At 63.3% G+C, this 21,047-nt stretch carries 19 protein-coding genes; 9 read left to right on the top strand and 10 right to left on the bottom strand.

The genetic code is table 11. From position 1 onward, the window contains the following. Positions 1-467: 467 nt before the first annotated feature. Genes aepX through P3T17_RS18375 form a run of 3 tightly spaced genes read left to right on the top strand, consistent with a single transcriptional unit; the run spans position 468 to position 4,413 of the window. Entirely contained in the window at positions 468-2,174 is a 1,707-nt protein-coding gene (gene aepX, locus P3T17_RS18385; RefSeq protein ID WP_429408364.1) for a phosphoenolpyruvate mutase, read from the top strand. Then, positions 2,171-3,346 (top strand): phosphonopyruvate decarboxylase, encoded by a 1,176-nt coding sequence (gene aepY / locus P3T17_RS18380; RefSeq protein ID WP_429408362.1) that lies wholly within the window; start codon positions 2,171-2,173, stop codon positions 3,344-3,346. Before aepX ends, aepY begins: the two co-directional genes overlap by 4 nt. Continuing rightward, positions 3,346-4,413: a 2-aminoethylphosphonate aminotransferase gene (locus P3T17_RS18375; protein WP_429408532.1), complete on the top strand. Its 1,068-nt coding sequence runs from the start codon at positions 3,346-3,348 to the stop codon at positions 4,411-4,413. Before aepY ends, P3T17_RS18375 begins: the two co-directional genes overlap by 1 nt. A gap of 21 nt (positions 4,414-4,434) precedes the next feature. Here the strand turns inward: P3T17_RS18375 and P3T17_RS18370 are convergent, their stop codons facing one another. The 7 genes from P3T17_RS18370 to P3T17_RS18340 all read right to left on the bottom strand — a co-directional run bounded on the left by P3T17_RS18370 (position 4,435) and on the right by P3T17_RS18340 (position 11,399). Further along, a complete protein-coding gene (locus tag P3T17_RS18370; protein ID WP_167379410.1) occupies positions 4,435-4,587 on the bottom strand; it encodes a hypothetical protein in 153 nt (50 codons plus the stop codon). Between the two features lie 4 nt (positions 4,588-4,591). Continuing rightward, positions 4,592-5,314, bottom strand: a complete 723-nt coding sequence (locus tag P3T17_RS18365; RefSeq protein WP_429408360.1) for a PIG-L deacetylase family protein — start codon at positions 5,312-5,314, stop codon at positions 4,592-4,594. A gap of 203 nt (positions 5,315-5,517) precedes the next feature. Continuing rightward, a complete protein-coding gene (locus P3T17_RS18360; RefSeq protein ID WP_074266241.1) occupies positions 5,518-6,105 on the bottom strand; it encodes a nucleotidyltransferase family protein in 588 nt (195 codons plus the stop codon). Between the two features lie 88 nt (positions 6,106-6,193). Next, positions 6,194-8,440 carry a xanthine dehydrogenase family protein molybdopterin-binding subunit gene (locus tag P3T17_RS18355; RefSeq protein WP_429408358.1) on the bottom strand — a complete coding sequence of 749 codons (2,247 nt, stop codon included), beginning with the start codon at positions 8,438-8,440 and terminating at the stop codon, positions 6,194-6,196. Beyond that, positions 8,437-9,438, bottom strand: coding sequence for an FAD binding domain-containing protein (locus P3T17_RS18350; RefSeq protein ID WP_074266239.1), 1,002 nt, complete (start codon positions 9,436-9,438; stop codon positions 8,437-8,439). Before P3T17_RS18350 ends, P3T17_RS18355 begins: the two co-directional genes overlap by 4 nt. A gap of 9 nt (positions 9,439-9,447) precedes the next feature. Then, positions 9,448-10,155: a 2Fe-2S iron-sulfur cluster-binding protein gene (locus P3T17_RS18345; RefSeq protein ID WP_429408356.1), complete on the bottom strand. Its 708-nt coding sequence runs from the start codon at positions 10,153-10,155 to the stop codon at positions 9,448-9,450. Positions 10,156-10,487: 332 nt separating this feature from the next. Further along, positions 10,488-11,399, bottom strand: coding sequence for a LysR family transcriptional regulator (locus tag P3T17_RS18340; protein ID WP_429408355.1), 912 nt, complete (start codon positions 11,397-11,399; stop codon positions 10,488-10,490). A gap of 227 nt (positions 11,400-11,626) precedes the next feature. Between P3T17_RS18340 and P3T17_RS18335 the strand changes: the two genes are divergently transcribed. Next, positions 11,627-12,295 (top strand): RraA family protein, encoded by a 669-nt coding sequence (locus P3T17_RS18335; protein WP_429408353.1) that lies wholly within the window; start codon positions 11,627-11,629, stop codon positions 12,293-12,295. 88 nt (positions 12,296-12,383) lie between these two features. Here P3T17_RS18335 and P3T17_RS18330 read toward each other — a convergent pair whose 3' ends face one another. From P3T17_RS18330 to P3T17_RS18320, 3 genes are all read right to left on the bottom strand, one after another. After that, positions 12,384-13,421 (bottom strand): L-idonate 5-dehydrogenase, encoded by a 1,038-nt coding sequence (locus P3T17_RS18330; RefSeq protein ID WP_429408351.1) that lies wholly within the window; start codon positions 13,419-13,421, stop codon positions 12,384-12,386. A 188-nt stretch (positions 13,422-13,609) separates the two neighbouring features. Further along, positions 13,610-14,683, bottom strand: a complete 1,074-nt coding sequence (locus P3T17_RS18325; RefSeq protein ID WP_083611537.1) for a porin — start codon at positions 14,681-14,683, stop codon at positions 13,610-13,612. A gap of 158 nt (positions 14,684-14,841) precedes the next feature. Beyond that, positions 14,842-16,050, bottom strand: a complete 1,209-nt coding sequence (locus P3T17_RS18320) for an aspartate transaminase (protein WP_429286042.1) — start codon at positions 16,048-16,050, stop codon at positions 14,842-14,844. Between the two features lie 283 nt (positions 16,051-16,333). On the opposite strand from P3T17_RS18320, the gene nac reads away from it, so the two are divergent. The 5 genes from nac (at position 16,334) to P3T17_RS18295 (ending at position 21,047) form a co-directional block, all read left to right on the top strand. Beyond that, positions 16,334-17,260 (top strand): nitrogen assimilation transcriptional regulator NAC, encoded by a 927-nt coding sequence (gene nac, locus P3T17_RS18315; RefSeq protein ID WP_074266232.1) that lies wholly within the window; start codon positions 16,334-16,336, stop codon positions 17,258-17,260. A 132-nt stretch (positions 17,261-17,392) separates the two neighbouring features. Beyond that, on the top strand, positions 17,393-17,860 hold the full coding sequence (gene accB / locus P3T17_RS18310) for an acetyl-CoA carboxylase biotin carboxyl carrier protein (RefSeq protein ID WP_429408349.1): 468 nt from the start codon (positions 17,393-17,395) through the stop codon (positions 17,858-17,860). 75 nt (positions 17,861-17,935) lie between these two features. Next, positions 17,936-19,288, top strand: coding sequence for an acetyl-CoA carboxylase biotin carboxylase subunit (gene accC, locus P3T17_RS18305; RefSeq protein WP_074266230.1), 1,353 nt, complete (start codon positions 17,936-17,938; stop codon positions 19,286-19,288). Positions 19,289-19,371: 83 nt separating this feature from the next. Continuing rightward, positions 19,372-20,043 carry a 5-oxoprolinase subunit PxpB gene (gene pxpB, locus P3T17_RS18300; protein ID WP_074269200.1) on the top strand — a complete coding sequence of 224 codons (672 nt, stop codon included), beginning with the start codon at positions 19,372-19,374 and terminating at the stop codon, positions 20,041-20,043. After that, on the top strand, positions 20,040-21,047 hold the full coding sequence (locus P3T17_RS18295) for a biotin-dependent carboxyltransferase family protein (protein ID WP_074266229.1): 1,008 nt from the start codon (positions 20,040-20,042) through the stop codon (positions 21,045-21,047). Before pxpB ends, P3T17_RS18295 begins: the two co-directional genes overlap by 4 nt.

Here is a 21,047-nt window from a genome sequence, read left to right as displayed (position 1 = left end):
TGTCCACACAACGACGTCGGACGCGCGAAAGTAAGTGCCGCCCCGGGCAGGGGCATCGCTAATAGACCGATAAGAATGCAAGGAAAGGCCAACACCCTAATAACAAGCGACCCGCGAAAGCGAAAATAAAAAACCGCAATTCCAGATAAACAAAAAAATCAAAACCTTCAGTATGAGAAAAAGAACCCTAAATAATGAAAACAGCAAAAAAAGCCACATTTCCACAAAAATCGCCATATATGGCAACCACAATGGCATCCGCAAAAGCGAAAACAATCCTTATCCGTTATAGTCACTTTTTTTCAGACGCGAGACTGGCCCAGATCACGGTGACACCGCAATGAAACCCGCGAACATCACCCTCAGCCATCGGCAATGAAACCCAAACCCGCGCCGCGAGCAAAGCACATCCCACCCCGCGGCAGGCAAAAAACAGCAAACAGACACCGCAGGAGCACACCCAAACCATGAACGCCCGCGAACCCGCTTTCGTCGCCGCCTCGCGCAGCTCCCGCCTGCGCCAGATGCTCACCAGCACCCAGCTCGAATTCATGATGGAGGCCCACAACGGCCTCTCCGCCCGTATCGTCCGGGAAGCCGGCTTCAAGGCCATCTGGGCCTCCGGTCTCGCCATCTCCGCCCAGTTCGGCGTGCGCGACAACAACGAAGCCAGCTGGACCCAGGTCGTCGATAACCTCGAATTCATGGCCGATGCCAGCGATCTCCCCATCCTCCTCGATGGCGATACCGGCTACGGTAACTTCAATAACGTCCGCCGCCTCGTGCGCAAACTCGAACAACGTGGCATCGCCGGCGTCTGTATCGAAGACAAGCAGTTCCCCAAGACCAACAGCTTCATCAACGGCGAACGTCAGCCGCTCGCCGAAATGGACGAGTTCTGCGGCAAGATCAAGGCCGGTAAAGACTCGCAGACCGATGAGGACTTCTCGATCGTCGCGCGCGTCGAAGCACTGATCGCCGGTTGGGGCATGGATGAAGCGCTGCGCCGCGCCGAAGCCTATCGTCTGGCCGGCGCCGACGCGATCCTGATTCACAGCAAGCTGTCGCGTCCCGACGAAATCCTCGAGTTCGCCCGCGAATGGGCCGGCCGTGGTCCGCTCGTCATCGTGCCGACCAAGTACTACAGCACCCCCACCGAAGTGTTCCGCGAAGCGGGCATCAGCACCGTCATCTGGGCGAACCATCTGATTCGCGCGTCGACCTCGGCTATGCAGGCCGTCGCCAAGGAGATTCACGCCAGCGAAACGCTCGTCGATGTCGAAGACCGCATCGCCTCCGTCAACGAAATCTTCCGTCTGCAGGACGCCGATGAATACTCGGAAGCCGAAAACCGCTACTTGTCGGCTTCGCGCGCGTCGGCTTCGGCCGTCGTGCTGGCCGCCAGCCGTGGCGCCGGTCTTGAAGCCGTGACCGCGGATCGTCCCAAGGTCATGTTGCCGATCGCCGGCAAGCCGCTGTTGCGCTGGCTCGTCGATGCGTTCAAGAAGCAGGGTGTCAACGATATCACCGTGGTCGGCGGCTATCGCGCCGATGCCATCGAAACCGCCGGCATCAAGCTGGTCGTCAACGAACGCCATGCGGAGACCGGCGAACTGGCCTCGCTCGCCTGCGCCGTCGATGCGCTCAAGTCGGATACGGTCATCTCGTACGGCGATCTGTTATTCCGCAGCTATATCGTGCGCGACCTGGTCGAAAGCGAAGCGCCGTTTAGCGTCGTGGTGGATTCATCACTGACTGAGCCGGTCAACAGCAGCGTGCGCGACTTCGCATGGTGCTCGTCGTCGGACGATCGCGGTCTGTTCGGCAACAAGGTGCTGCTCAAGCGCGTCTCGAGCGAACTGCAGGGCAACGCGACTTCGGGTGACGTCAAGCAGCCGGACGGCCGCTGGGTTGGTCTCTTGAACGTGCGTGGCGAAGGACGCGAGCGTCTGCACGCCGTGCTGACCACGTTGCGTGCTCGTCCGGATTTCGACAAGCTCGATATGCCCGCGCTGCTCAACGCGCTGATCGAAGCCGGTGAAGCGATCGAAGTGCAGTACGTGCACGGTCACTGGCGCGGCGTCAACGATCTGGAAGACTTCCGTCGTGCCGGCGATTTCGCACACTCGCAAACGCCGCTTGCCTCTGGCGCCGCCAGCGGAGAGGCGCAATGATCGAGGCTGCACAGTTTGTCGAGGCGGCGCGCGAGCGTGGCTTCGACTGGTATGCCGGTGTGCCGTGTTCGTATCTGACGCCGTTTATCAACTATGTGCTGCAGGACCCGTCGCTGCATTACGTCTCGGCGGCCAATGAAGGCGACGCGGTCGCGCTGATCGCCGGCGTCACGCTCGGCGCGCAGAACGGCCGGCGCGGCGTCACGATGATGCAGAACTCCGGGCTCGGCAATGCGGTGAGCCCGCTGACGTCGCTGACCTGGACGTTCCGTCTGCCGCAACTGCTGATCGTCACGTGGCGCGGCCAGCCCGGCGTGTCCGACGAGCCGCAGCATGCGCTGATGGGACCGGTCACGCCGGCCATGCTCGATACCATGGAAATTCCGTGGGAGACGTTCCCGACCGAAGCCGACGCCATCGGCCCGGCGCTCGATCGCGCGATTGCTCACATGGACGAGACCGGTCGTCCGTATGCGCTCGTCATGCAGAAGGGCAGCGTAGCGCCGTATGAGCTGAAGCAGGGTGACGGCGCGGCGCGCCGCACGCCGTCCGCGGCACAAGCGCAGTGGCGCGGCGTGGCGGCGGATGCGCTGCCGACGCGCCAGGCCGCGTTGCAGCGCGTGATCGCGCACACGCCGGCTGAATCGACGGTGGTGCTGGCATCCACGGGTTTTTGCGGGCGCGAACTGTATGCGCTCGACGACCGGCCGAACCAGCTGTACATGGTCGGCTCGATGGGCTGCCTGACGCCGTTCGCGCTCGGTCTGGCGCTGACGCGTCCCGACCTGCACGTGGTCGCAGTCGACGGCGACGGCGCCGCGCTGATGCGTATGGGCGTGTTCGCCACTTTGGGTGCATACGGTCCGTCCAATCTGACACACGTGCTGCTCGACAACGGCGCGCACGATTCGACCGGCGGTCAGGCAACGGTGTCTGCGCAGGTGTCGTTTGCGGGCGTCGCGGCTGCGTGCGGTTATGCCTCGGCGGTCGAAAGCGACGATCTGGCCGTGCTCGACGAAGTACTCGCCGCGCCGCCGCTGCAGGGTCCGCGTTTCGTGCGCCTTGCGATCCGTCGCGGCACACCGGACGGCCTGCCGCGTCCCACCATCACTCCGCCGGATGTGAAGACGCGTCTCATGCGCCATATCGCCACCGCTCAAGGAGCCCAATGATGTTGTTGCTCAATCCCGGCCCCGTGACGCTGACCGAGCGTGTCCGTCAGAGTCTGCTGCAGCCCGATCTCTGTCATCGCGAGAGCGAGTTCTTCGATCTGCAGGAAGAGGCGCGCGAGCGTCTGCTGCAGATCTATCAGCTCGACCCCGCCGAGTGGCAAGCCGTGCTGATGACCGGTTCGGGTACCGCTGCTGTCGAGAGCATGATTGCGGGCCTGGTGCCGGAGAACGGCAAACTGCTGGTGATCGAGAACGGCGTGTACGGCGAACGCATTACGCAGATCGCGAGCCAGTACCGTATCGCGCACGAAGCGCTCAAGCACGACTGGATGCAGACGCCCGATCTCGCCCGTATCGCGGCACGCCTCGCTGCGGGCGAGGGCTTTACGCACGTGGCGGTGATTCATCACGAGACCACCACCGGCCGTCTGAACGATCTGCAGGCGCTGGCCGCGGTGTGCCGCAAGCACGGCGTGCGTCTGCTGGTGGATGGCGTCAGCAGTTTCGCCGCCGAGGCAATCGATTTCGCCGACAGCACCATCGCAGCCGTCGCGGCGACGGCCAACAAGTGTCTGCATGGCGTGCCGGGCGCGTCGTTTGTCGTGGTGCGGCGCGAGGCCCTGGTTCACGCGGCAAGCCGTACCTACTACCTGGACCTGGCGCGTCTCGCCAAACTGCAGGATCAACGCAATACGCCGTTCACGCCGTCGGTGCACGCCTACTACGCACTCGTCGAAGCATTGCGTGAACTTGAGGACGAAGGCGGCTGGAAGGCACGTCACGCGCGCTATGCGGCGCTTGCCGAGCAGGCGCGTGCAGGTCTGGCTGCGCGCGGGATGGAGAGCGTGCTGCCGCCGGAACAATCGTCGGTGGTGTTGCGCGCTTACCGGCTGCCGGCCGGCATCAGCTATCCGCAACTGCACGACGCGCTGAAGGCCCGCGGTTTTGTGATCTACGCAGGCCAGGGCGGCCTCTCGGCGGAACTGTTCCGCATCTCGACGATGGGCAACATCCATCCCGCGGACGTCGACCGTCTGCTGCAAGGCTTTACCGAAATCACGCGTTAAAGCCAGCCCGACTCTGCAGCGTCAAACCGGATCTTTATCCGGCGGCCCTTCGGGCCGCTGCGGCTCGTCGTTGTGATGGCCGGGCGAGGGCGGCGCCAACGGGTCGCCCTCCGGATCGCGTGTCGGGTCCGCAAGCGGGTCGGGAATCGGGTTGGTATGCATGCGGAAAAACATGACGTCACCTCGCGGAAGAGGAGCGGCGTGCGGGAGCACGGGACACGCTCAACTGCCAGTAGTGTTCGGCGCGAAATACATCTTCGTAACCTTTCGGCCCAAATGCGCGTAGCTGGCTCTCATAAGCATAGACGGCCTCGCGCTTCAGGTACGCCTGACGTTCGGCATCGATCGTGTGTGCGATCGACGGGTGCGCCGGCGTCGCCGTAATCCCCCGTAGCGCCAGATCGTCGAGGCGCGCCTCGACCACGCCCGGCTGGCGGCGGTGGATCGCATCCTCGTAGGCAAACCACGTCAGGTGCGACAGCCGCGGCAGGATTTCGATGCAGGCGTCGTAGACCAGCGCGTGATCGGCGTGATGCAGACCGAGCGGCATCACCAGCGTGTTCGCGGTCGAGCGGTAAATGGTTTCTTCAAGCGCAGCCGACAATCTGCTGATCGACGGCGAGTCCAGATACTGGCCGTCGCGAAACGGCATCCTGACCGGGACCGCGTCGAGCAGTTCGAGCGCACGATTGTCTTCCAGTGTGCGCGCATTCACCGATTCCTGCGCGCTCGTAAAGCCGGCCTGCTGGTCCCATTCAGTCTGCATATCCGGCTCGGGCGCCGCGGCGAAGACGGTGCAGACGACGGCGTCGGGATGGGTGGCGAGCAACGCGCCGCAACTAAAGACGGCATCGTCGAAATGGGGCGAGACAACAAAAAGACGCGGGCTGGTTTCGCTCATGGGAGTCGCACTGGATTGTCGGAGGCGAGGCACGCGGGATACCGCGTCTGACGCGACGACGGGAACGCGTCACATCAGCTTAGTCGGTATTGGCGCGCGCTGCGCACAACGTCTGTGCATTCGCAAGGCGTGTGCCCGATCGCGGCGGCGCCCGGGAGGCGCCGCGCGAGATCGTCTGGGAGGTTGCACGCAGGGTTGTCCGGTCACACGCCAGCGAGATCGTCAGGCGTATCCACGTCGCGCAGGATGCCCGGATCGTCGAGATCCAGACGTGCGACCCGGTTTGCGGCCAGCAGGGCACGGGCGCCGGTGTCGCCGTCGAGTCCGCGCAAGGCTTCGCCGTGCTCCGCGCCGAAACCGACCGGATGCCCGCGTTGGCCTTGATAAAACGGCACGACAATCGATGCTCCGCCGTCGAGCGTGCGCGCTACGGCTTCTACCGTGGCGACAGCGATGCGCGGCATATCGGCCAGCGCGACGATCCAGCCTTCCGAGTCGGCGCTCGCTTCGATGCCGGCGGCAAGGCTCGCGCCCATGCCGCGTTCGGCGTCGGCCGAGAACACCACGTCGCAACCGGCCTCATTGAGCATGCGGGCCAGCGCTTCGGATCCGGGCCGCACCACGGCGAGCACGCGGCTGACCACCAGCAGCAGGCGATGCGCGGCTTCATGCGCGACAATGCCGCCGTCCGGCATGCGGGCGAGCAGTTTATTGTGCAGACCGTCCGGATCGAAGCGCGACCCATAGCCGGCGGCGAGCAGCACGCCGGTTGCGAGCGAGGCATAGGCCATGGGCGGCACCTGGAGAGGAGGATGAGGTCGATTGTGCGGCGCAACCGGCGAGCAGGCAAGCGCGAATGTGGCGGGCGCGCCGGCCCCTTCAAACCTCCACCGGCGATAACACCTTATCGAGCGTGATCGGCAAATCCCGCACCCGCACGCCAGTGGCGTGATAAACCGCATTCGCGAGCGCTGCCACCACGCCGGTCAGGCCAATCTCGCCAATCCCCCGCACGCCCAGCGAATTGATATGAGGATCCGGTTCGTTCACGAAGGTGACATCCAGCGCGCCGATGTCCGCATTCACCGGCACGTGATACTCGGCGAGATTCATATTGACGAAGCGTCCATAGCGCTCGTCGAGCAGCGTGTCTTCTTCGAATGCGGCGCTGATGCCCCACACCATGCCGCCCATCATCTGGCTGCGCGCGGTTTTCTCATTGAGGACCCGGCCGACGTCGTACACGCCGACGATGCGCGGCACCCGGATCGTGCCGAGATCCGCATCCACATGGACCTCCGTGAACACCGCCCCGAACGAATGCAGCGAATATTCGCCGCGCTCCTGGCCGGGCTTCACGCTTACCACGGCCTCGATCGGCTTGCCGCCGGCGCGCGCGAGAATTGCGGCCGCGGGGTCGCGCAGTGACGGATTCGCGCGGCTGACCACCCAGCCGTCCTGCACGGTCACATCGGACGCATCCATGCCGTGTACCGGCGATGCATTGTCGGCCAGCGCGAGCGAGATCAACTGGTTGCGTACCTGCGTGCAGGCATCGTGCACCGCCGGCGAGACGCTCGCGGCCGATTGCGAGCCGCCCGAACCGGGCGCTTGAGGCAAGCTCGAATCGCCGAGCTCGAAGCGGATTTTTTCGGGCGGGAAGCCGAGCGCGTCGGCTGACACCTGGGTCATCACCGTGTAGGTGCCGGTGCCGAGATCCTGCGTACCCGAGCCGACCATCGCCGTTCCGTCGGGCAGGATGCGCGCAATCGCCGCGGCCGGGCTGCGGTTGGCGGGATACGTGGCAGTCGCCATGCCGAGGCCGATCAACGTATGGCCGGAGCGCATCGAGCGGGGTGTCGAAGTACGCCGCGACCAGCCGAATTTCTCCGCGCCAATCTCATAGCATTGGCGCAGTGCCTTGCTCGAAAAAGGCTTGTTCTCCTGCGGATCGACTTCCGCGTAGTTTTTCAGCCGCAATGCGACGGGGTCCATCTTGAGTTTCCACGCGAGTTCGTCCATCGCGGATTCGAGCGCGAACGAGCCCGTGGTTTCGCCTGGCGCGCGCATAAATGTAGGCGTACCAAGGTTCAACTGGACGAGGCGATGCGTCGTCAGCTGATTCGGCACGGCATAGAGCATGCGCGTGACCATGCAGCAGGTCTCGGTCCAGTCTTCGATCGTCGACGTGTTCGAGATGCTGTCGTGGAGCATCGCGGTGAGCGTGCCGTCGGGCCGCGCGGCGAGCAGGAAATGCTGCTCGGTACGCGGCCGCGCGCCGACCGAGCCGAACATCTGCGGGCGCGTCAACGCGAGGCGCACCGGACGTCCCGTCTGCTTCGCGGCCATCGCGCAGAGCACCACATGCGACCAGGACGAGCCCTTGCCGCCGAAACCGCCGCCGAGGAACGGCGAGATCACGTGCACGTCATCCGGCGATACGCCGAGCGTTTTCGCCACGGCGGTGCGCGTGCCGCTCACGCCCTGGGTGGAGTCGTACAGCGTCAGTTGCGGGCCATCCCAATGCGCCATGGTGGCGTGCGGCTCCATGGGGTTGTGATGTTCGACCGGTGTCGTGTAGACCTGATCGATGCGCACGCTGCCGGCGGCCACGCCCTCATCGAAGTTGCCGCGTTGCGTGTCGGTCTGGCGGCCCTGCGGGCTGATCGGCGCGTGCATGGTCGCTTTGGCGCGCGTGAAGTTATGCGCGCCAGGCGTCGCCTGATACGTGATGCGCAGTTGCTGTGCGGCGTCGGTGGCGCGCTCCAGCGTGTCGGCGACCACCACGGCGACTGGCTCATTGCTGTAGTGAACCTGGTTGTCCTGCAACAGCGACAGATGACGGCCGGCAGGCGGCGCCAGCGGCGGACGCCCGCCATTGGGCAGGCGCGGCGCGTTCTGATACGTCATCACCAGCAGTACGCCCGGTAGCGATTGCGCGCGGCTCGCGTCGATCGAGGCAATGCTGCCGCTCGAGATTGTGCTCGTCACCAGCACTGCGTGCGCGAGGCGCGCTCCGCCAAATTCCGCTGCATAGCGGGCCTCGCCCGTGACTTTCCGCACGCCGTCGGTGCGGTCCATCGGCTGACCGACCAGTGGCGCCTTCGTGTTCAGGTTCGTAGTCATGCGACACCTCCCGTCCGGCCCGCGGCCTGATTCACGGCACGCACGATCGAGCGTTGCGCGAGTTGCACCTTGAAGCGGTTGCCGCTGAGCGGCTGCGCCTCGCCCATCGTGGCAGCGGCGGCCGCGCGCAGATTCGCATCCGAGATCGGTTTCCCACTCAGCATCTGCTCCGCGACACTCGCGCGCCACGGCTTATGCGCGACCCCGCCTAAGGCGATATGCGCAGTCCTAACCGTATTGCCATCCATTTGCAAAGCCGCGGCGACCGAAACGAGCGCAAACGCGTAACTCGCGCGGTCGCGCACCTTCAGGTAATGGGAGTGGTCGCTAAAGAGCGGGGGCGGCAAGTCGACCGCCGTGATCAGCTCGCCGGGTTGCAGTGTCGTATCCACTTCCGGACGATCGGCAGGCAGGCGGTGAAACTCCGAGATCGGAATCGTGCGCTCGCCGCGCAGACTGCTCACGCGCACCACGGCATCGAGCGCTGCGAGTGCCACGCTCATATCCGACGGGTTCACGGCGACACACTGCGAACTGGCGCCGAGGATCGCATGCGTGCGGTTTTGCCCTTCTATCGAAGCGCAGCCGCTGCCGGGCTGGCGCTTGTTGCATTGGCTGAATGCCGTATCGTAGAAGTAGCCGCAGCGCGTGCGCTGCATCAGATTGCCGCCAACGGTGGCCATATTGCGCAACTGCGGCGAGGCGCCGGCCAGAAACGCTTGTGACAGCAACGGGTACTGCTCGCGTACCAGGGCGTGATTGGCGGCATCGCTGTTACGCACGAGTGCGCCGATGCGCAGGCCGCCGTCGGGCAGCGTGCCGATAGTGTCGAGGCCGCGCAGGTGCGTGATATCGACGAGATGTACGGGTTGCTCCACACCCCCTTTCATCAGATCCAGCAGGTTGGTGCCGCCGCCGATAAACATCGTGCCGGGTTGCTGCGCGGCGCGCAGCGCGCCGCTCACGTCCACAGCACGTTCGTAGGAGATCGCGTCCATGCCGGCCTCCTAGGCGTTGCCCGTGCTGCCGTCATGCACGGCGCGCACAGCGGCGACGATGTTCGCATACGCACCGCAGCGGCAGATGTTGCCGCTCATGCGCTCGCGGATTTCATCGTCGCTGAGTTGGGAGGGGCGCGTGCGGACATCGGCCGTGACGGTGCTGGCGGTACCGTTGCCGAACTCGTTGAGCATGGCAGTGGCCGAGCACAATTGCCCGGGCGTACAGTAGCCGCACTGGAAGGCGTCGTGTTCGATGAAGGCGCGCTGGATCGGACTCAACACGCCATTGCTCGCCAGGCCTTCCACTGTAGTGATGGTTTCGCCATCGTGCATCACGGCAAGTGTCAGGCAAGAGTTGATGCGACGGCCTTCCACCATGACGGTGCACGCACCGCACTGGCCGCGGTCGCAGCCTTTCTTCGTGCCCATCAACCCGGCGTATTCGCGTAGTGCATCGAGCAGCGTCACGCGCGGCTCGAGTTGCAGCGTATAGGCGCGGCCGTTGACATTGAGCGTGACCGGCTGCGGCGGCTCGGGCGCGCGCGGCGCTTCGGGCGACGGCACGGCGGCAGGTTGGTTCTGGGCATGGACATGCGGCGCAACGCCTACCGTCGCGGCAGCCGCAGCGGATTGCAGGAAGCGGCGGCGCGAAGGTTTATTGGGGGTGGCGTCAGGTTCGTCGTCTGAACCCGGGGGGACTCGATTTCTGGACATAACGTTCTGTTTGCTCCATGAAAGGTCGATGCAAACCCGCGACACGTCGGGAGTTCTATGCGATGCACTGGCGGCGTATAGGAAGTCAGCAATTTCGATGCCGCGGTGGTGAGCGGGAACTGCGGGAAGACGTCCGGACATGCGGATGCGACGCGGCATCGCTGCACGTTGCGATTAACTATATGCAATGCCGCAGAGGATCAAGCGTCCGTTATCGGGCTAGAAAAGAAACACTGTTTTGCGCAATACAGCAGGAGCTATTGGTGCCGACACGGAGCGGCAAATCGCCGGTCAAACGTGCTATTGGTAAGGCATACAGAGGAATTGAAGCCTTATGCTGCTGCCAGATCCGTTAGTGTTTCGCGTAGCCACACGAGTGCCGGGTCGACATGGTTACGCGGATGCCACGCCGCGAATAGCGTGAAGCCGCGCGCCTCGAACGGCAGTTCGAACAGATCGAGCCGCTTGTTATGACGCTCCGCAAAGCGCGACGGCAACGTCGAAACGTAGTCCGAATTCACCAGCAATTCGGGCACTAGCGTGAAATGCTGGACCGAGAGTGCGACGCGCCGCGCACGGCCGAGCGCATCGAGATGTTCGTCCATGAAGCCGTAAAAGCTGCCGCCACTCGTCGAGACGAGTACATGGTTTAGCGCGCAATACGTATCCAGATCGAGCGGCGCCGTGCCTCGTGGATGCCCCTTGCGCTGCACGAAGACGAAACGCTCGTCGAACAGTTTGCGGGCTTTCATCGACGCCGGAATCATCCGTTCGGAACCGAGCAGCAGATCGATCTCGCCACGCTCGAGGCGCTCTGCCGTCGACGGTTGATCGGCCACGACGAACGCAATGCGCACGCCCTGGCCGGCCAGTTCGGGCAGCCGCTCCATCAGCGGCAAACCGAGCACGGAGGTGGCGTTGTCGTTAGCCGCGATGACGAAGCGCCGCACGTCGCTATGCGGATCGAAGGCCGGTTGATGGCGCACCACCACTTCCAGGTTTTTCAAGGCTGCGTGCAACGGCTCCATCAAGGCTAGCGCCCGCGCGCTACGCGTCATGCCGCGGCCGGTTTCGGCGGGGATCAGGAGCGGATCGCCGAAGATCTGCCGCAGCCGCGCGAGTTGCGTCGAGACGGCGGGCTGCGTCAGATGCAGGCGCTCGGCTGCGCGCGTGACGTTGGATTCTGCGAGCAGTGCATCGAGCGACACCAGCAGGTTCAGGTCGATACCGCGTAGATCAATCATGTTGATGGGTCGCCTCCAAGGGATTGATCACAAGAATACGTAGCTGGGCGCTGGAGTTCAAGGGCGCGTTTGCAAATCAGGGCGGTGACGGATCGCGCTTCGCTTCATAAGTGTTCGGTATTGCGGCAGACCGATTTCATCTTGGCGTGCCTGCGGTGGCGAGCATACCGTTACGAGTACGTGACAGCGTCAAGCTGTTCCCTCTATTCCCGACACGAACATCGACTATGTACAAAGCCATCCGCAAGAACCCCTCGGCTGCTCAGGCCGAAGTCAGCACTCTGAACGCGTTGCGCGACATTCCGGTCTCCGCGCTTAGCGACAACATGCATCGCAACACCGGCAGCGCGGGACTGCATCCTTACCAGCGCCCCGGGAAGAAGACGATGGCGGGCACAGCGGTCACGGTGCGTTCGCGCGGCGGCGATAACCTGACCTATCTGCGTGCGCTCGAGTTTTGCCGCCCAGGCGACGTGCTGGTGGTCGATGCCGGCGGCGACCTCAGCAACGCGGTTGTCGGTGGTATTTTGACGTTTTACGCTGCCACGATCGGTCTCTCGGGCGTGGTGATCGACGGCGCGATCCGCGATGTCGCGGAGATTCGTGAGCGGGATTTTCCGGTCTATGCGCGCGGTGTCACACACCGCGGACCGTATAAGGACGGTCCGGGCGAGATCAATGTGCCGGTATGTGTGGGCGGCATGGTCGTTAACCCGGGCGACATTGTCGTCGGCGATCAGGACGGCTTGCTGGCCATTCCTCAGGAAGACGCAAGGTTTGTCATCGAGAAGGCGCTCGCCGTGCTGGAAGCGGAGGCCGAAACGATGCGTGCGATGAGAGAAGGGCGTTGGGACCGGGCGTTCATTGACGCGCTGGAAGCGCGCTGCAATAACTAAGGCCCGAAGTTTGGGCAGGCTTTGAGTTGTTTGCGACGGTTATGCCTCACACGCTAACCGTCGCGATCCAACTACTGGCAACAAAACATCATTGGAAATTGACCAGCACCTTCATCGATTTCGACCGGTCGCCAGCGGCTTTAAATGCCGCGATCGAATCCCGATACGAAAACACGCCGGAGATCAGCGGCTTGACGTCGATCAGGCCTTTGTTCAGCAGCTCCACTGCTACCGCGAACTCTTCGTGAAAGCGAAATGCCCCGCGCAATTCGAATTCCTTGGCGACAACCACGTTCATCGGCAAGCTGACTTCACCGCCGCCAAGACCAACCTGAACAACGATGCCGCGCGGACGCAGCACGTCGAACGCGCTGCGCAATGCAGCGGCGTTTCCGCTTGCCTCGAACAGGACATCGAAGCTTCCCTTGTTGGCCGAGAAGGGCACGAGAGCGTCGGCTTGCTCGGCGACGTTAAGCGCGACATCTGCGCCCACCTGGAGTGCGCTTTGCAGCGGCAGCGGGCTCACATCGGTCGCAACAATGTGCGCTGCGCCCGCGCGGCGGGCAGCCGCTACGATCAACGCGCCAATCGGTCCACATCCCGTAACGAGCACGCGCTTGCCGAGCAACGGTCCTGCGCGGCGCACCGCGTGCAGTGCGACGGACAGCGGTTCTGCCATCGCGGCTTCTTCGTCAGTCAGGGTGTCTGCAACGACATGAGCCTGTGAGCGATCGATGACGATTTCCTGGCGGAACGCGCCTTGCACATGCGGCGTGCGCATTGCGCTGCCGTAGTAGCGCATATCCAGGCAATGGTTCTGCAGGCCTTGCTGACAGTATTGGCAGAGTCCACACGGCCGGCTCGGGCTGATCGAGATGCGTGTGCCAACCGGCATATCGGTGACGGCCGAACCCGTGCGGGCTACGACGCCCGACACCTCGTGGCCGAGCACCATCGGCTCCTTGATGCGCACGGTCCCGAAGCCGCCGTGATTGAAGTAATGCAGATCGGAACCGCAGATGCCGCCAGCTCGAACGCGTATGAGCAGCTGGTCAGCGTCGGGTTCGGGAGTCGGAACGTCCTCGATGCGTAAATCCAGCGGGGCGTGAATGACGAGTGCGTGCATGGAAAAGGTCTCGGTCAGCGAATCGGGAGATTCGGGTGAATGATCAACCTATACCTTAGGCCTGTGCGATGCAAGCGACCAAGAGCGATTTTGTCTGGGCCAATCGGCACAGCTTATGGTTGTTGATTTGCGATGCCGGGTCTGCTTCGGCTGACGAGGCGCGAAGCAGACCTCTGGTTCAGTAGGTTTTAGAACTTGTGACGCAGGCCGATATCCGCCTCGAACAGCGAGTTATGGCCGTAGAACGGTTGGTTGGAACCCGAAGCCGCAGCCAGCGTGACCCATGCGCCGGTCAGATGGTTGTAGTCGGCGCCGATATAGATGTCCGTGCTCTTGCTCAGGAAGTAATCGAACGTCGGGCCACCGGTAATGCGCGTACCGCTCTCGCCGGCGTGGTGAACGAAGTCGACATAGAGCGGCAGGTCGAGAACGAAGGCCGGTGTGATGTAGTACTGAAGAGCTGTGGAGAACGAGTCGTTACGGTAGTCCGCCGGATAGACGTGGCTGAAGATGTATGAGGCAAAGACTTTGGCCGAACCGAACTTGTACGTTGCGCCGGCCGTGAAGACCTTTTGCGAGCTGTCCGGAATCGTGAGGCCAAAGTAGGTGCTGCCGTACTCGGTCGTGGCGGGCGTCAGGCCGCCAATGTCGTTGATCACCTGATAGGCCGCCCCGACGCTCAACGGACCGTTGTCGTACGAAAGAGCGAATGCGGGCGACGAATACTGATGGAAATTGCCGGCGGTCTGGCCGAATGTATAGGAACCCTTAGCGGTAATGCCGGCAATAGTCGGCGACGTGTATCGCACCGAGTTGTCCAGACGTCCGCCGCCGGTTTCGCCCGCTCCCTGGAAGCCGACCGTGCCGGTGTAATTGGCGAACGCATAGATGTCGTGCGTCCAGCCCATTTCGTGGACCAGCGTGTATTGGCGGCCCGCTGTGATCGTGCCGTAGTTGGTGGTGAGCCCGACGAGAGCCGTGCGGCCGAACAGACGCGCCGTGCCGTTCGGCTCCGATTGCTGCGTCGCACCGGTGTTCGGCGTAAAGCCGCCTTCCAACTGGAAGATTGCGGCCATGCCGCCACCGAGATCTTCCGTTCCCTGCAAGCCCCAGCGGCTACCTTGAATTTCGCCGCCGCTGCCCATCGTGAAAAGACTGCCGCTGCCGGTCTTCGTCTGATGATTGTCGTAACGCACCGCTTCATCAATGATGCCGTACAGCGTGACGCTCGACTGCGCATACGCGGTTCCAGATACTGCCAATCCAACTCCAATCAGTACACCTAATGTATTCTTTTTCACGAGAAGATCCCCTTGCAGTTTGAAGAAAACGGAAATTACAGTTCAACTGCCGCATCCAGACAGTGCGGCATGTCTTTATCTGAGAATGCGGCGCGATATTTCGCGCCGCATCTTTGCCCTCAATCCAAGGCAGCTACGGCCGCCGCGATCTTTTTGCAGCCTTCGTCGATGGTTTCGACGCTGGTGGCGATCGACATCCGGAAGAAGGGGGAGACCCCATAGGCCGAGCCCGCTACCAGCGCAACCCCTGCGTGTTCGAGCAGGTAGAGCACGGCATCGGCGTCGCCTTCGAGGCGTTTTCCCTGCGGGGTGGTGCGGCCGATCATGCCGCCGCAATTCACATACAGATAGAAAGCGCCACCCGGCGTGCGGCAACTGATGCCCGGAATTGCGTTGAGTGCTGCCAGCGCGTGGTCGCGCCGTTCGCGATAGACACGCACCGAACGGGTGACGAAGCTTTGGTCGCCGGTCAGCGCGGCAAGCGCGGCAGCCTGGCTGATCGAGCTCGCGTTGCTGGTCGACTGGGACTGGAGCGTGTCCATAGCGCCGATCAGGTCGGCCGGACCGGCTGCATAACCGATACGCCAGCCGGTCATCGCGTAGGTTTTGGACACGCCGTTGACCACCAGGGTCCGATCCATCAACAGAGGCTCGACTGAGAGCAGATGCTGAAGCGCCTCGCCGTCGAAGCGAATGTGCTCGTAGATATCGTCCAGCATGACGAGCACACGTGGATGACGCAGCAGCACGTCGGCCAGTGCGCGCAGCTCGCCGGCCGTATAGGTCGCGCCGGTCGGATTGGTCGGCGAATTGATGATCAGCCAGCGTGTACGTGGGGTGATCGCGGCTTCGAGGGTCGCAGGCGTCAGCTTGAAACCATCGTCCTCGGTGCATGGCACTACGACGGGTACGCCGTCACAGGCCAGCGCCATGTCCGGATAAGACACCCAGTAAGGCGCGGGAATCAGCACTTCATCGCCTTCTTCGACGGTGATGGCGAGGGCGTTGAAGATTGCGTGCTTGGCGCCGCACGTGACGATGACGTGCTTCGGATCATACGAAAGCCCGTTCTCGCGCTTGAGCTTGTCGGCGATAGCGGCGCGCAGTGCAGGTGTGCCCGCGGTTTGCGTATAGCGTGTTTCACCGCGCTCCATCGCTTCGAATGCGGCACGACGGATATGTTCGGGCGTATCGAAGTCGGGTTCGCCAACGACCAGATTGACGATCGTTTTGCCCTGACGCCGCAGTTCGGCGGCACGATCCGCCGCGGCACTGCTAGGCGACGGCTTGATGCGCTGGACACGGGCGGCGATGCGCGATGCACTCACACTGGACTCCTGGATGGGGGTTTAATGAGGCCTAACAGTAAGCGCGCAGAAAAGATGTCGCTAAGATGTCTTTCCGCTGGCGTAATAACATCCACTTATGACGGGACGAGCTGCGCACTGCACACGCATCGCAGCAATTAGTACTTCCCGCAATCGCTGCTGCCGGGGGCAATGCGCCACATCTGTCGCGTCGTCGGCACACGGGTTTTTTGAGGGCTGTGCGTCGAACAGCGCTTGCCCTATGATTGCTGCAATCCCTTAACCGACCACGGATGCAATCAGCGTGAACCTGCGGCGTTTGAAGTACTTCGTGAAGATTGTCGATATCGGCAGCCTGACCCAGGCGTCCGAAGTGCTGCATATCGCCCAGCCCGCGCTGAGCCAGCAACTGATCACGCTCGAAGACGAGTTTCAGCAGCAACTGCTGGTGCGCACGAAGCGCGGCGTGACGCCGACCGAAGCGGGCGCCACCCTTTACCGTCACGCGCAGCTGATCCTGCGGCAGTATGAGCAGGCGCAGGCGGACGTGAAGAGCGCCGGGCAAACCTTGTCAGGCCAGGTGTCCGTGGGTCTCGCGCCGGGCACGGGGGCGTCGGCCCTGTCCTTGCCGTTGTTGCGCACGGTGCGCGCCCGCCATCCGGACATCCTTCTGTATATCAACGAAAACTTCGGTACCACGCTTAGCGAGCTGATCATGAACGGGCGGATGGACATGGCCGTCCTCTATGGCGACAAGCCGGTCCACGGCCTGTCGTTCCAGCTTCTGATGAACGAGGAGCTGTTCCTCGTCGCGCCACGCAGCATGGGCATCACGCAGGAGCAGATCAACGTGACGGCCCTGCGCGATGTGCCCTTGCTGCTGCCGCGGCCCTATAACTATCTGCGCAAGTACGTGGACGAAGGCTTCGCGCGTGTCCAGATGATCCCCAAGGTGGTGGCCGAGATCGAATCGGCGTCGACGCTTTCGGCCGCCGTGGGCGCCGGCATCGGCGCCACGATCCTGCCGGACTCCACCGCGCGGGTCGTCGCGGCGGCGGGCGATATCGTCCAGTGCCGCATCGTTTCGCCGGTCATCAAGATCCCCCTCTCGGTCTGCCTGTCGGACCATCTTCCCCTTTCCGAGCCCGCCGCGGCCGTCAAGGACATCCTGCTGGAACTGGCGGGTGACCTTGCGCTCGACGTGCGTTCGGAGGCCGGCGCCGATACATAAGCGCGCCTTATCGCTACAAACCCAAACCGTCTTGGCGCATTTTTTATGCGCCAGATACATTGAGTCCAGCGTAGATCGTCCAGCTTGAGTGGAGCCGGACCGACTAGCCTTAACCAGGCCACGGACTCAGAAATGGATCTTCAGAAGATTAAGGGTCTCATTGACCTGCTGGCCGAATCGCGGCTTGCCGAACTCGAACTGATCGAGGGCGACGAGAAGATTCGGCTTGTCAAAACACATCGGCGCGCGACGTCCGATGCGAGCGAGGACATCCCTCGCTCCGCGCGTTCGACCCCCGCCGAGGAAGCGGGGCAGGCCGTCCCACCCGTCGCCGCTTCGACCACAGTGGATGCCACGGCGAGCGAGCCCCAGCTGGTCTGCGCCCCGATGTTCGGCATTGTTCATCTGACGCCGGCTCCCGGGGAGCCACCCTTCGTAGGCGTAGGCGATGCCGTTGAAGAAGGGCAGGCGCTCTGCACGATCGAAGCGATGAAGATGTTCAACGCGATCGAATCCGAGTTCAAGGGCAACGTCGTCGAGATTCTCGCCAGGCCGGGTGACGAGGTGGAAGCCGGCCAGCCGCTGTTTCGAATCAGATGATGGCCATGCGTACGAATCCATCGATGAATTGCCGCTCCGTTGTGGCGACGTGCCATTTCTTCCGGTCGGGCGACGATGTTTAACAAGGTATTGATTGCCAACCGCGGCGAGATCGCACTCCGAATCCAACGGGCGTGCCGTGAGCTGGGGCTCAAGACGGTCGCGATCTATTCGGAAGCCGATGCGGACGCACGCTACGTGCGGCTGGCCGACGAGGCGTTGTGCATCGGTCCCGCCGCGCCCGGGCAAAGCTATCTGAACCGTGGCGCGATCCTGTTTGCCGCGCATGTCAGCGGTGCGCAGGCCGTTCATCCCGGCTACGGCTTTCTTTCGGAAAACGCCGACTTCGCCGAAGAAGTCGAAGCGGCAGGGCTGAGTTTCATCGGTCCGGAACCGCGCTCCATCCGGACGATGGGCGACAAGGTCGCGGCCAAGCGCGCCATGCGCGCAGCCGGTGTGCCCTGCGTTCCGGGCCCGGACGGCGGCTTGCCCGATGATCCCGCAGCGATCCTTAAGGTCGCCGAAGCGATCGGCTTTCCCGTTATCGTCAAGGCGGCCGGGGGCGGCGGCGGGCGCGGGATGCGGGTGGTGCAGAGTGCCGGGCAGTTGCTGGAAGCGGTCTCGGTGACGCGCGAGGAAGCGCGCCGCGCTTTCGGCAAGCCCGAACTGTACGTCGAGAAGTTTCTCGAGCATCCGCGCCACGTCGAGATTCAGGTCCTGTGCGACACCCATGGCAATGCGCTGTGGCTCGGTTCGCGTGACTGTTCGCTGCAGCGGCGTCATCAGAAGGTACTGGAAGAAGCACCGGCGCCAGGCATCGATCCGGGGCTGATCAGGCAGGTCGGCGAGCGCTGCGTGGAGGCATGCCGGCAGACCCGCTACCGCGGCGCGGGCACGTTCGAATTCCTGTTCGAGAACGGCGAGTTTTACTTCATCGAAATGAACACGCGCCTGCAGGTCGAACATCCGGTGACAGAGATGACCTCCAGCATCGACATCGTCAAGGAACAGATTCGCATTGCGCAAGGCCATGCGCTGACGATCCGGCAATCGGACATCCGCACCAATGGCCATTCGCTCGAATGCCGTATCAACGCCGAGGACCCTTTCACTTTCTTGCCGTGTCCCGGCAAGATCACAGCGTGGGAATTGCCGGGAGGAAACGGCGTGCGGATCGATTCGCACATGAGCAGCGGCGTCGTGGTGCCGCCGTATTACGACTCGCTGATCGGCAAGCTCATCACCTACGGCGCGAGCCGCGAGGAAGCCCTGGTGCGCATGCGTCTCGCACTCTCGGAGATGCGCATCGAAGGCATTCGTACTAATGTGCAGTTGCATCAGGCCATACTTGAAGACGAGGGTTTTTGTGCGGGCGGCGTCGATATTCACCATCTGGAACGCTGGCTTGCAAACAGGAAACCGACATGACGTGCATCATCGAACATGCATCGATCGCGTACGCCGGCACGGCCGGACAGATGCGACTGGATTCAGAAAGGACCGCCCACGCGATGAAACAGGACGATTCGGACCCTCCGCTTTGCATCAGCATGCTGGGCACGACGGCGATGCTCTTCGAAGCGCCCGGCGCGCTCGATCTGCGTGCGCAACGCCGCATCTGGACGCTGGCGCGCGAGGTCGAATCGTGGCCGGGTGTGCGTGAGGCGGTGCCGGGCGTGACCAATCTGATGCTGACGTTCTCCACGCCGCCTGCCGATCCGGGCTCGCTCGACGCCGCTTTGCGCGACGCGTGGGCCGCGGCGGGCGAACTGCAGATTGAAGGCAAAGTGGTGGAGCTGCCGGTGGAATACGGTGGCGAGTTCGGGCCGCATCTGCACGACGTGGTGGCCCACACCGGCTTGTCCGTGGATGAGGTCGTGCAGTTGCATTGCGCGCCGCTCTATACCGTCTTCGCACTCGGCAGCCACCCAGGCTACTGCTACCTCGGCGGCATGGATCCGCGTATTGCCACTCCGCGCCGCAAGGTGCCCGTGCTTGGCCTGCCAGGGGGCGCTGTGTCGATCGGCGGCGTGCAGACGGGCGTTTCGGCCTCCACAGGGCCCAGCGGTTGGAACACCATCGGCCATACCTCGATGTCCTTCTTCGATCCGATGCGCGACAATCCGGCTACCCTGGCACCCGGTGACATGATTCGTTTTCGCGTCGAGAGGATCGTCTCATGATCGAGATCCTGTCTTCCTCAGCACTTGCCACGGTGCAGGACCAGGGGCGTGAGGGTTATCTGCGCTACGGTGTCGGCACGGCCGGCGCGATGGACCGGTTGGCACTCTCGGTCGGCAACCTCCTGCTCGGCAATCCCGAGGACGCGGCGGGCATCGAAATTCCGATGTTTCCGTTCCGCATTCGCTTCCTTGAAGACACCGCTTTCGCGATCACCGGCGCCGATTGCGCCGCGCGTCTGGGCGAGCGTTCGGTGCTCCCCTGGTGGACCGCGCAGGCAAGCAAAGGCGACGTCCTGACGATCGGCGTACCGGCAAGCGGCACGCGCTGCTATCTGTCGCTCGCAGGGGGTGTCGACGTGCCTGTCGTGCTCGGTTCGCGCAGCACGCAGTTGCGCGGGCAGTTCGGCGGCTACAACGGGCGCCAGTTGCAGAAAGGCGATGTGGTGCAGGCTGTCGGCCTCGAGCAGGCTGCGCCGCTATATGAGCTGGCCCGCGAAGCCGGGTTCGGCACCGTGCCGCCTGAGTTTTCGATACCCCGTCCGCTGGCCGTCCCTGAGGCCGAGGCGACCGAAACGGTGGTGCGTGTGCTGCCCGCCGCCGAATACGACTGCTACCAGCCGGAATCGCTCGCTGCGTTCTGGAGCGAAGGATGGAAGGTGACGCCGCAGAGCGACCGCTACGGCTACCGCCTTGCAGGTCCGACGTTGAGCGCGGTGCGTGTAATCGAAAAGCGCTCGCACGGCATCGTGCCCGGCGTGATTCAGGTGCCCCACAACGGCCAGCCGATCATCCAGTTGCGCGACGCGCAGCCGTCGGGCGGTTACCCGAAGATCGGCACCGTTATCGAAGCAGACCTGTGGCGGCTCGCGCAGGCTCGCATCGGAACGAAGCTCCGTTTTGTGCAGACCACCTATCCTGAAGCGGTGGCCGCACTCGAAGACGTGGAGCGCTATCTCGCCAAGGTTCGCAACCTGGTCGACCTTTTTCGCGGGTCCAGACACTGA

The organism is Paraburkholderia sp. GAS82, assembly GCF_050436285.1.
GTDB classification, from domain to species: Bacteria; Pseudomonadota; Gammaproteobacteria; order Burkholderiales; family Burkholderiaceae; genus Paraburkholderia; species Paraburkholderia phenazinium_B.
Note: the sequence above shows the minus strand (reverse complement) of the source record. Positions and strands in the feature narration are given on the sequence as shown.